This is a genomic window from Bacillus sp. ME78 (assembly GCF_903970865.1).
In the GTDB taxonomy this organism is placed as follows: Bacteria; Bacillota; Bacilli; order Bacillales; family Bacillaceae_G; genus Bacillus_A; species Bacillus_A cereus.
Map to the genome: position 1 here is coordinate 62921 of NZ_CAJCKK010000014.1, position 12713 is coordinate 75633.

Below are 12713 nucleotides of genomic sequence, written 5' to 3' on the forward strand. Positions count from 1 at the left end.
TAGCCCCTTTCTGTCGTCTATCCTTCAATATTTACAACGTGATTCCCATCAAAGAAGTATAAACATTTCTCTTTGACAGGATGTTGTAAGCTTTTCTCAAGTGCTTTTGCATATAACGAAAGTTGCACTTTATATCGATCTTCTAAAATTGGTTTTGCTTGTTCGAATCCGCCTGGGAATTTCCCTTCAATCGTATCTGTTTTGAAGTCGATTAACGTAATGCCATCTTCCTCTTCAATCATGCAGTCGATAACCCCTTGGACAAGAATCGTTTCTTCACTCTTCCCTTGCCAATCTTGATATGCTTCTTCTGCTGCAAGCATCATCGTAAATGGTACTTCACGCTCTACACTTTTTGCCGCTAATACCCTTTTACCTAAGTCACTGTCAAAGAATGAAATTACTTTTTCAATTGCTATTTCTTCCGCCTGCTCGAATGTTAATAATTCCTTATTTACCATTCCTGCGATTTGTTCTTGTAGCGTTTCGGCCGTAATCGGTTTCTTCAAATCTACATGCTGCATAACGGCATGGACTGCTGTTCCACGCTCTGCGTACGTTAACCCTTTTTTCTCCATAAAGCGCGGACGTGTTTTAATTGGTGCACGTAGTTTTTTAATAAAGGCGTTATCGCTACCTTCTTCAGATTGATAATTTCTCTTTATTTCTGTAACAGATTGCTTCGCACGATGAGATGTCGCATCCTCATATCCGTACTTCCACATTAATCTGTCGTACACTTCTTCTTTCCGTTCACTTTGCAGGGGAACAGCCTTTTTTTCACGAAGCGCTTCTAACAATTCTTGTTTCTCTTCTTGAACTGGCTCTGGTGCAAGTAGCGTGTTACCGTCCACAACTTCTACTTTCCAGCTAGTGTCATACCCGTAAATTTCATCCGGAATGCTTCCTTGTCCTAATTCAAGAAGCATTTCACTATCACGATGTCTATATAATGAAGGTGCAATCCAGTCTAAATAACAAGACGCTCCGGCACGTATGTGATCTGGTAATAACCATTCATTATGTTCCCTCGCATCAAGCCATTTTTCCATTTCCTTATTTGCATCCTTAACTGTTCCGATTAAAATTAACTTCTCTTTCGCACGCGTTAACGCTACATATAATACACGCATTTCTTCCGCGATTAATTCCATTTTCATTTTGCGTTTAATTGCAAGTTGCGATAATGTCGTATATTTAATTCGTTTACGCGGATCGATAAATTGTGAACCGAAACCGAAATCTTTATGCAGTAAGAAACGCTTCATTAAGTCTTGTGTATTAAAACGACGACCGAGTCCAGCTACAAATACGACCGGGAACTCTAGCCCTTTACTTTTATGAATCGTCATAATGCGAACAACGTCTTCTTGTTCACCTAGGGCTCTCGCCGTACCCATATCATCACCGCGTTCTAAAATACGTTCAATAAAACGTAAGAAGCGGAATAACCCTCTAAATGATGTTGCTTCATATTGTCTTGCACGGTCATATAGTACGCGTAAGTTTGCTTGTCTTTGCTTTCCTGCTGGTAAACCGCCAACGAAGTCGTAATAACCTGTCTCACCGTACACTTTCCAAATTAAATCAGAAAGGGATTGTTGACGGGCAAATTCACGCCATCCTTGCAGTAAATTATAAAACCACTCTAATTTATCATGAAGTTCTTGCTCTTCTTCAAGCGGTGCTCCTTTTAAGAACGAGCTCATTACTTCATAAAATGACCCTTTCTTCCCATGAGCACGAAGCGTCGCAAGGTCTTCATCATTTAGTCCCACAATCGGTGAACGAAGTACAGCTGCAAGCGGGATATCTTGCATCGGATTATCAATAACGCGGAATACGTTCATCATAATATTTACTTCTGTCGCTTCAAAATAACCAGTCGCAAGGTCAGCATATACTGGAATTCCTTGCAATTTTAACTCTTCCATAATTTGCGGCGCCCACGGCATCGAGCGGAGTAAAATAACGAAATCACGGTATTGTACAGGGCGCATACTATCCGTTTTACGATCATACACTTCATAACCTGAATCAACCATCGCTTTAATACGCTGCGCCATAAGACGAGCTTCTAGCTGTGCTTTTTCGACTTCTGCACCTTCTTCACCGTCTATTACTTCTTCTTCCGTTTGCTGAATACATAATAGCTCTGCCGCTACATCTTCACCTTCTGGATAGCTAGCACCTAGCTTTAATTCAGCGTCAGCATCGTAATCGATTTCCCCAACTTCTTCGCCCATAATTTGTTTGAAGATGAAGTTCGTTCCTGCTAGCACTTCATGACGACTACGGAAATTTTTCGCTAAGTCAATCTTCATTCCGCCGCCCGATCCTTCTTGCGTAAAGCGTTTATACTTTCCTAGGAATAAGCCTGGTTCGGCTAGTCGGAAACGATAAATTGACTGCTTTACGTCGCCAACCATGAACAAGTTTCCTTCACTCTCAGAATCTTTCGTTACGAATTTAATAATGGATTCCTGTACAAAGTTCGTATCTTGATATTCATCGACTAACACTTCAGCAAATTTATTACGATATTGAAGCGCTACTGCTGAAGGATTCATTTCACCATTTTCACTTTGTTCACTTAAAATTTGTAAACAGAAATGCTCTAAATCTGTGAAATCGACCATTCCTTTGTCTCGCTTCATCGCTTGGAAACGTTCTGTAAATACTTTTACAAGTTGAACAAGCTTTTCTAATACTGGGTGCATATCTTGAAAATCTCGTAAGAAACTTTCAGGTTTGCGGCTAAATAACTCTTCCTGTAATTTCTTCACTTCATCTTTCGCTTTATTACGAAGAGAGTCTACTTGTTTTACAACATCTTCATTGTAATCACTTTTCTTAATACGCTTTAACGTTTGCCATGATACGTTTTGCATCGCTTCATACAAACTTGTCCACGACTCACGAGCAGCTGATGATAGCGTTCCAAGTAAAGCTACATCTGCTTGCAGGGTTTCAATGCGAGGCGCTGGACCGTCAGGAAGCATTGCGAGTTCAGTTGCCTTACGAATATGCTGTTCCGCTGTTTCAAGCTGGAATTTCACATCTTCTAATAAATAAGAAGCATATACTAAATCCTCAATTGTCTTTCCTTCTACGTCATATGCTTCTACTAATTTATCAAGCCATTTTTCCGGATTTGGATGCGCTCTTGATTCTGTATGAAGCGCTAAAATCATACGTTGTAAGTCATCATCACTACGGTCACTCGTATAACGATCAACGAGTTCAAAGAATATCGTATTATCTTCGATGCCATACTCTTCTTCTAATATGTCATCTAGCACTTCTTCTTTTAACAATTCATTTTCTGTTTGATTCGCAATACGGAAACGAGGATCAACATCAAGCATGTAGTAATATCCTCTAATTACTTGTAAACAGAATGAGTGAATTGTTGAAATGGAAGCTTTATTTAATAGGCTCAGCTGCTTTCTTACGTGTTGAGAGCCTGGTTCATCAATTAATACCTTTTCTAACGCTTCTCCGATTCGGTTTTTCATCTCTTGTGCTGCTGCATTCGTAAATGTTACAACGAGCAGGCGGTCGACATCGACTGGGTTCTCTTCATTAATAATCTTTTTAATAATACGTTCAACTAATACTGCTGTTTTACCTGATCCAGCTGCAGCCGCAACTAAAATATCACGTCCGTTCGCTACAACAGCTTTCCACTGGTCATCTGTCCATTGACTACCTTCTGGTTTTTTAGGCCAATTTTCTATCATTCTCCGCCAACCTCCTCTCTTATTTTCTCCATCGCTTCGCTATCTTTCATATCTTTTAACGATCGGAACTGATTATCTTCAAGTGACTCATCAAATTGACAAACAGATTTGAAGTTACAGAACGTACATGCTGCTTTATTTCCCATTTTATAAGGAGCAATATCGATAACACCTTCTGTAATATCTTTTCCGATATTTTCAAACGTATGGTGTACATATTTTTGCAGTACGTTAAACTCTTGCTCACTTGCAATACTTGAACGCGCACTAAAGCTACCGTCTTTTTTCAGGCCAGCAGAAATAATATCTGAGCTTCCTGTTGAAAGTTTGTTATCCATTAAACGAACAACGTCAGCATCTCCTAATACGAGTCCTTTCATTTTAAATTTCTTTAAAATTTCTTTTTCAATTTCAGCTTCAGATGCGTCACCTTTCATCTCAACGATTGGGTTATGAATATGGAAATACAATACACCAGCTGGTGATGCTGCGTGGCCTTTTTTCATCCACGTCTGTGCATTCGAAGTAACAACATCTAAATACGTTAACATTTGAAGTGCTAATCCGTAATACACTTCCGTTAAATCTAACGCTTTTGAACTTGATTTATAATCAATAATACGTAAGAACGTCCCGTTTTCATCTTCTGCCTTATCAACACGGTCAATACGGCCGACTACTTCCATCTTCACACCATTTGGTAATGAGAATTCCATCGGCGGAAGTGACCCTGTACCTCCCATACCGAACGGCACCTCTAAATCAACTGGTACGAATCCGCTTGACTTCGCATGTTCACGAAGAATGATTGACGTACGGAAAATGATTTGTTGTAGTTTTTGTTTTAAATAGAAATGACGGTTTGAACTTAATAAAATTTGTCGTTGTAATAACGGCGCAATTTCTTCTATTACTAAAACAGAAAGATGCTCACACTCTTTTATGGATAAATCCGCCCAAGTGCGGTTTTCACGCAATAACTTGTCCGCAATTTTCTTTAATGCCGCATGGAATAATTCGCCGATGTCTGGCGCATCAAGCTTGAAAATATCACGCTCTCTAAGCGATAAACCGTGCTGCGCAAAATGAGCGTATGCACAACGATTAAATAGTTCCATACGAGAGACGCTTCCTTTAATTATATCTCCGTATAAATCTCTACTTACTGCTGTACTTAGTTTCTTCGCACGATTTCGGTAGAATAAACTTGATAAGACGCGGCTACTTTTTTGTTTCCATTCATCTGAAGTTACGTAGAAATTATATACGTCCCACCAAAAGTCTAAATTCCCTTCAAATCCGTATCGCTTCCACGTTTGTAGTTGCTGCATAACGTAAGATAACGTTACTTCTGGCGTTGCTACATATGAAATTTGTTCTGAACGTGATAAATCATTTACGTCATTCGTAATAAATGAATCTTTCACATTAGGGAACATTCTTTTTATTTTCTTAATAAAGCTAGACGCAAGTAACGTCTTTCCTTCTTCATCTGCAAGCGGGCATGAAATGTATAACTTCTCAGATGCTCTCGTTACCATTTGATACATAACGAACTGTTCTTCTAACAAAGTTTGTCTCGTCGTTGGCGCTAATTCAATCCCTGCCGCACCAAGAACTTCTCTTTCCTCATCAGAAAGCATACCTTCATCCATAGGTGCTGCTGGAATGACACCCTCATTTACACCTATAATAAACGTTGCTTTCACGTCAGATAACCTGGAGTGATCAATATTAGCAATTAACACTTGGTCTAATGACGGCGGAATGTTAGCAAATTGAAGTGCCTCAAGACCTGTCGACATAACGTCAGTAAACATAGAAAGAGACATTTTCTCTTCCCCAAGCATCTCTACAAATGTATCAAGAAGGCTCATTACTTCTTCCCATACTTGTTCATGATCTGTCGCAAATAAGAAATCTCCACTTTCTTCTGCACGTATACGTAATTCTTCTAGTTTCTTCGGAACATCCAGTTCTTCTAAAAACAAGTAAACTGCTTCACACATTTGCATAACTGTTCCTGCACGCTTTAACCTTTTTTGCATGCGAATAACAGGTGTTCTTACAACGTCACGTAGCCTATTTATTTTCTCTTCCATTTCACGTTCACTGTCTGTAATCATCCCGTTCGTATCATCAAGAGAACGATAACGGCGATACATCCATGGATCTTCAGCAGTCCATCTCTTTCCTTGTACACCGTACGCTAAACAGTAATTTTCAAATTCATCCATTTCTTCACGCATCACTTCTTTTCTTACGTCTAATGGATATAAAAGCTCTGTTTTCACGCAACGGAACACCGCATCATAACGCCAATTCCCACTAATAATCTCGAGTGCAGAACGAATACATTCTACCAATGGGTGGTGTGACATCGGGCGCTTTTCATCGATGAAGTGCGGGATATTGTAATCTGTAAATAACGTTCGCATCACATCGTAATAACTTTCCCCATTACGAAGAAGCACTGCAATATCTCGGTAACGATATTTTTCATCCGCAACAAGTTTACGAATTTCACGAGCAACACCTTCTACCTCCGCTCGTAAATTCGCAGCTGTACTAATCGTTACACTCGCTTCACCGTTAAATTTTTCATTCGGACGCGCTTCATAATGAGCTTCTAAATGCGCTAATGCTGGAGAATGAAAACGCGGCTGTTCCATAAGTGGAATTGTTTTTTCAATTTCTATTTTCTCTTCACGCGCTACTTGTTTTATTTTTTCATACGTTAACGTCGTTTCATAAAATAAATCGAGTTCATTTACTGGCTGTGCTAACGTTTTTTCATCTATCGTTAACGTGATCGTAACTTTCGCTCCGCAAATCATAAGCTGTCTTACAATCTCTAACTCTTGCGGGGAAAATGAATGAAACCCGTCTATATAAATTTCCGCACCATTTACATATTCAGACTGCGGAAGCTTTTCCACTAGCAATTGCAGGTAGTCTTCTGAATCTAAGTATTTTCCAATTAAAGCACGTTCAAAATCATCGTATAGTAACTGTAAATCATACACTTTATTCGCTAGTAACTTTTGTTCGGCACTGCTACTATGCGCATCTAATTGTTGCCACATTTCATATACGTTAGATGGCGTTACATTGTAACGTTTAAACTCTGCAATCATACTGCCAAGATGTTCAAAGAAACCGTTTTGCTCCGCTGCTTTTTGGAACACCGATAATCCATCTTTACGAGACTCTACAATTTTACGGAGTAACATATGTACACCAGCTTCATCAATATGAAGACGACTCGCTCCGCCAACTTCTTGTAGTACCTTCCACGCTAATCGTGAAAAACTAAAAACTTGTGCCCGAATAGAACCTCTTACATCCTCACTTCCAATTAACGCCTGCTGCGTCTGGAATGTCATCTGTTCTGGCACAAGATATAATATTGTTTTCCCTCTCGGGCGTTGTTTTAACTCTTCTTGCACTTCGCGTAAACAAAGTGTACTTTTTCCACTTCCCGCTCTACCAATCACAAATCGAAGTGACATGTAACCCCACCTTTCACTTACATAACGAACGTTAGTTTGCTACTATAATTGTATTATAGTACACGAAAAAAGACAAACTGAGTTGTTTGTCTTTTCTATACTTCTACTTCATTATATCAACCTTTTGAAAAATTCGTTTGCACCTCTTGAATTGGCCAATATCGCAAATCAACTTTACCGACAACTGTATCAGCTTTTACAAAGCCAAAGTGTCTACTATCCCAGCTCCCGAGCCGGTTATCACCTACTACAAAAATAAACCCGGGTGGCACCAGCTTTTCTTTCGTTAACTCTTCTAATGTAAAGTCGCCTGTTAGTTGCCTTCCATTTATCTCTTTCTTATACTTCTCTAAATAAGGCTCATCAATAAATTGACCATTTATATATAACTTATCCTGCTTATATTCAATATGATCTCCAGGTAAACCGATAATCCGCTTTACATAGTCCTCTTTTTTATTCGCATGAAATACCACAACGTCAAATCTGTTCAAGTCCCCAACTTGATAACTCACCTTATTTACAACTAGCATATTGCCATCTTGCAATGTCGGCATCATTGACTTCCCCTCTACAACATACGTTGAAAAGAAAAACGTTCGAAAAAATACAGCTAATAATACACCAATTAAAATTGTTCGTATCCACTCTATGCCTTCTTTTTTCAAAGTTTTCTTCATCTGCTTCTCCCCTTATCCTTTAATACTGAAGCTTTCCTTTACAAAGAAGACTATTCTTAATGTAGTTCTAACTTTACTTCGATTTTCTTACCGACATACCATAAAATAAAAATACCAATCGCTACAATGACTGATTTCACCGGATTATGAATAAATGACATTAAATCATGACCGATATACGTTAAAATAAAAATCATCACAAGTTTTCCGAATGCTAACGCTAGACCAAACTGTTTTACACTAATTCGGGATAAACCAGCGACAACATTTATGAGCGCTGACGGTGTAAACGGAAAACAAAATATAACAAAAATCGGTGCGAATCCTTTCCTTTCAATCCACCCCATTGCTTTTCGTACTCTCTCATGCTTATTTACAAACGAAAAGAAACGACTGCGACCAAAATGGCGGATGATGAAAAAGACAAGTAATGCACCCATTACTGATCCAAGCCATGAATAAAGAAAACCGAGCCAAAAGCCAAATGCAACAGCATTCGCCAGTACAAATACGATAAGCGGTAATGCTGGAATCAACGCCTCTATCATCGGTAAACCAATACCAAGAAGTGGTCCGAACGCTTTATAACTCTCAACAATATGATCCATATTTTCTGGTGAAAAATACTCTTTGATTGTCTGAAAATCCATTCTACACTTTACCCCTTTACTCTAAATACTATCCCTACTGTATCATCGCTTATATGAAAGAGGAAATGGTAGATACGACATATGGAGATGCATTTATTAAAGTTTCCATATCTTTCATAAGAATTCCTTCATTATTTAGCTATGATAATCTATCAATATTCGACAGGACATGTCGTTCGTTTTGTTATTTAGATGGTTTTCCGATTTTTATCGGTAAATGAAATTACACTGGTGATTTTCTAAATATAACAATTACAACTCGGTTTTTCTAATATATCGCCTTACCTACAAAGACTGATAAAGTGAAACTTTAATCGGTGGGGATTTTGTTGATCCCCCGCTTAACTTCTTTGCTTTCGCTGAATTTTGAGGCGGGGGTCTTACTGCCCACAAATAACAGGATAAACAAAAAAGAATGGGGATTCCCCCATCCTTTCACACTTCGCCTTCCTTCACAAAATACACACTCTCATAAGCGGGTCTTAATGTTGATTCCTCTTTTTTATCAACCTCTTTAAAACAAGGATTCCCTTGTTTTTTCCTACGATCTTCATATTCAGTACGTAATTTCGCTGTACGATTTTGTTGATTTTCAAAACTAGTTTTTGATATCTCTAATTTCACAGCAAAGCCATTTATAAATCTAATAATAAGATTTCCATCTTTTAATTCTTTATTACTTTCAATATAAAAATGAGACAACCAAGCGCACTCTTTTCTAGAGTAAGAATAGGTAGGGAAAAAATAAAGTTGATCTGCTGGACTAATCGCAATCGGCGCTTTATGTGTAATATGAGTTAACTCTTTCGTTCCTTCTTTTCTGCCTAAGAAACTAGAGCCATGCTTGCGGCAACTTCTTTCTATAATATCTAGAGGTTTTTGAAATACAAAAAAAGAATCATTCATTTCAACGACTCGCGTAACAATTTTCTTTTCACTTAGAATAACAGGAAGTAAGGCCATCGTATTTTTCGTTACAACATAATTTTCGACATAGCGTTCCACTTTACTTTCCATACTCCATTATCTCCTTTTTTCCATTTATATTAGCAGCTGCATATATAATTTTAGCATCTATGAAAAGGAAATAGCTTACAAGTTCCGCTTTTTTACAATTTTTTATCATTTATCAAACATTTGTTAAATAAAAAAATCACGATATAGTAATGATTTAATTTTAAAGTTATAAAAACAGCATTTATACTACCTATAAATATTTATTATCCCTTCCTATTTTCACATCATGAAAACAATTAACTTTGCTATAATTAAAATGTAAATCCAATATATGGAGGGCCACTATGGAAGAAAAAGAGATCCAACCATCGATTCAAATGAAAAATAGTAGCGTCATTATCGTGAAAAACTCAGCTAGTATTATATTTGGTTTATTTTTCATTCTGCTATTCTTTGCCAAACCGTTTCGTAAATCAAAATGTCCAGAATGTAAAAAACGTGAGAAGAAAAAATCAGGGCAAGAACAATAAAAGGCCTTCCTTTATGGAATGCCTTTTTACATTTGTAGTATCATTTTATTTATTCTTCTTCCCCCTAAAAAAACGACTATATTTTCTTCCAAGGTTCTCTACATCTTTTTTGATTTGTAATATGATCCTTATATAAAACATGAGAAAGAGTATTGGTACTTGTTACCCGCTTTTAATTTTTATTAAAAACTTCAAATTTGCACATCTTTATCCATCACTAACAATTCGTTAATTAGTTAACTTTGTAATACAAGTTTTGTATATAATGTCATTCAAAAACACAATATATATAAGTAGCTATTTATAATTACATTGCTTTTTATCGAATTCCAAAAAGGAGCTGTATACTATGGACAAAGAAAATCTATTAAGCCAGCAGGTTAATAGCCTCCCCTCAGATGCTCTGAATACCCCTAGTAAGGAACAAGAACAACTGTTAGAAACATCATCTCAAAACGTACAAAATTCCAACAACAACACTAACAAAAAAGATGTTACTCAAGGTCTATCTAGAAAAGATTTCCCCATTTCAACAGAGAATACAAATTTATAGTTATTTACTATCATACGCAACAAATGCTCTTGCTGAACTAATTCTTCTACAGAAACTAATACGCATTCCCGGTGATTTTTCACCAGTTTTAACATAAAAAAAGAGATTTAGATATAAAAACAGGCTCTGGAAAAACTTTCTCCACAACAAAAAAAGGATGGCATTAGCCATCCTTTTTTCCATCATCAACTATAAAATTATAGTTTGATTACGTTTTTAGCTTGAGGTCCACGGTTACCTTCTTCGATTTCGAAGCTAACTTTTTGACCTTCTTCTAGAGATTTGAAACCGTCAGTTTCGATTGCAGAGAAGTGTACGAATACGTCGTTTTCGCCTGGAACTTCGATGAAACCGAAGCCTTTTTCGTTGTTAAACCATTTTACTTGTCCTGTTACTGCCATAATTATTTCCTCCTAAGAAAATACAAATTTTAAATTTTTTAGTCTTCCTGTCTAAAAAAAGAATCCACACATTATCAAATACGAAACATAAACTAGTTCTCACATACTTTTTCTCGTTCGTTTCCAGCACTTGATAACATATGGATTGCTTAATTTAACTATTCAACTGACATCATCATAGCACATTAAAATAAAATGTACAATCTTTTTCGAAAATAGAATTTCTAATTTTTAGTATTTCTTATAAAATATACTTATCTCTATTCTAAATAAGGGGGAGTTTATGACCAATAAAATTTCTAGAAAAACATTAAAAAGAATTGAAGAGGATATTGAAAATAATAATCTTGGAAAAGCAAGAGATAGATTGCATGGCCTCATCTTTACATACCCAAATGAATTACATCTTCGAAAACAACTCGGAGATATTTATTATAAATTACAATATCCAGAAATGGCTGGACGTTACTGGTATCTAGAGGAGCATAAAACAGACATTATGCATGAATCATGTTTATTATTTGAAAAATCAATGGGAAATAGTCCTCATCATATTGCACGTGCTTTAAAGTTTAAAGGCGATTCTAACCATATAAAAAGTTTGTATAAAGAGCAACCTTTATCTTCAGTGCAGAAGAAAGTAGCAGAAGAGTTAATTTATGAGTATAAAGAAACATGGCAAGATAAGCTAGTCCCTTTTGGCTGTCTAGCATTGCTTGCTTCCCTTCTCTTTTCTGCCATTGTTGGTCTATTCACTATTTGGAATTGGATTTTTTAATTATAGGGGGAATTTTTACATGTCAAACTACGATAACGAAGAAAAGCTAACAGGCGGAAACGTTTCGAACGTATATCGTTCTAAAAATACTGTTCGTCGAGAGTTAAAGCCAGATAGTGCAAAGATCCATAAGCTATTACAACACTTAGAAAACAAGGGATTTCATCATGCGCCAAAGTTTTTAGCTGTAGATGAAAAAGATAGAGAGATTTTATCCTTTATTGAAGGAGAAGCTGGCAATTATCCTTTAAAAGAATATATGCGATCTAATGATGTATTAAAAGAAATCGCAAAGATGCTCCGCCTTTACCATGATGCTGTAAGTGATTTTCCTTTATTAGATGATTGGAAACCGATGGATCACACGCCAAATAACATTGAGGTTTTATGCCATAATGATTTTGCCATATATAACATTATTTTTAATAATGAGAAGCCAGTAGGGATTATTGATTTCGATGTTGCTGCTCCTGGCCCAAGACTATGGGATATCGCTTATACACTTTATACTTGTGTGCCTTTAAGTAGAGTGTATTATACAGAATCCGGTGAAGCCGTTCATTATGATTCACCGCAACATGCAGATCGTATTAAAGAGAGAGTCAAATTGTTCGTTCAGTCCTATGGTAAAAATATGGATGAAGATTACTTAGGAATGGTGTTGCTTCGATTAGAAGGGTTATGTACATATATGAAACGAAAAGCACAAGAAGGCGACTTGAATTTCCAAAGAATGATTGATGAAGGACATCTAGAGCATTACGAGAAAGATATGAAGTTTATTCGCGATCATGGAGCTGAGTGGAGTTGATTTAGTAATAAAGAAAAGTTAGTATCGTTTTTTGCCGGTAAATCGATATTTCTTTTCGAATCTTTTAGAAAATAACAAGGGGCACCTTTCAAAAAGGT

General features: G+C 36.8%; 10 protein-coding genes. 4 read left to right on the forward strand and 6 right to left on the reverse strand.

From position 1 onward, the window contains the following. Positions 1 to 17 precede the first annotated feature (17 nt). From addA to H6481_RS16590, 5 genes are all read right to left on the reverse strand, one after another. Entirely contained in the window at positions 18 to 3743 is a 3726-nt protein-coding gene (addA, locus tag H6481_RS16570; protein WP_182812383.1) for a helicase-exonuclease AddAB subunit AddA, read from the reverse strand. Next, positions 3740 to 7255 (reverse strand): helicase-exonuclease AddAB subunit AddB, encoded by a 3516-nt coding sequence (gene addB / locus H6481_RS16575; protein ID WP_078993510.1) that lies wholly within the window; start codon positions 7253 to 7255, stop codon positions 3740 to 3742. Before addB ends, addA begins: the two co-directional genes overlap by 4 nt. A 116-nt stretch (positions 7256 to 7371) precedes the next feature. Continuing rightward, positions 7372 to 7935 carry a signal peptidase I gene (gene lepB / locus H6481_RS16580; protein WP_023521412.1) on the reverse strand — a complete coding sequence of 188 codons (564 nt, stop codon included), beginning with the start codon at positions 7933 to 7935 and terminating at the stop codon, positions 7372 to 7374. A 56-nt stretch (positions 7936 to 7991) separates the two neighbouring features. Beyond that, positions 7992 to 8585, reverse strand: coding sequence for a TVP38/TMEM64 family protein (locus H6481_RS16585; RefSeq protein ID WP_000347517.1), 594 nt, complete (start codon positions 8583 to 8585; stop codon positions 7992 to 7994). Between the two features lie 435 nt (positions 8586 to 9020). Then, positions 9021 to 9602, reverse strand: a complete 582-nt coding sequence (locus tag H6481_RS16590) for a competence protein ComK (protein WP_000444443.1) — start codon at positions 9600 to 9602, stop codon at positions 9021 to 9023. 284 nt (positions 9603 to 9886) lie between these two features. On the opposite strand from H6481_RS16590, the gene H6481_RS16595 reads away from it, so the two are divergent. Together H6481_RS16595 and H6481_RS16600 are read left to right on the forward strand one after the other, a co-directional pair. Beyond that, a complete protein-coding gene (locus H6481_RS16595) occupies positions 9887 to 10072 on the forward strand; it encodes a hypothetical protein (RefSeq protein WP_000391373.1) in 186 nt (61 codons plus the stop codon). Positions 10073 to 10421: 349 nt separating this feature from the next. After that, a complete protein-coding gene (locus H6481_RS16600; protein WP_182812386.1) occupies positions 10422 to 10625 on the forward strand; it encodes a hypothetical protein in 204 nt (67 codons plus the stop codon). Between the two features lie 197 nt (positions 10626 to 10822). Here the strand turns inward: H6481_RS16600 and cspA are convergent, their stop codons facing one another. Next, entirely contained in the window at positions 10823 to 11026 is a 204-nt protein-coding gene (gene cspA, locus H6481_RS16605) for an RNA chaperone/antiterminator CspA (protein WP_000301519.1), read from the reverse strand. Between the two features lie 283 nt (positions 11027 to 11309). Here cspA and H6481_RS16610 point away from each other — a divergent pair, with 283 nt between their 5' ends. Further along, positions 11310 to 11804 (forward strand): DUF6584 family protein, encoded by a 495-nt coding sequence (locus H6481_RS16610; protein WP_006924944.1) that lies wholly within the window; start codon positions 11310 to 11312, stop codon positions 11802 to 11804. A 19-nt stretch (positions 11805 to 11823) separates the two neighbouring features. Then, positions 11824 to 12615, forward strand: coding sequence for a phosphotransferase (locus tag H6481_RS16615; protein ID WP_182812389.1), 792 nt, complete (start codon positions 11824 to 11826; stop codon positions 12613 to 12615). Positions 12616 to 12713 lie beyond the last annotated feature (98 nt).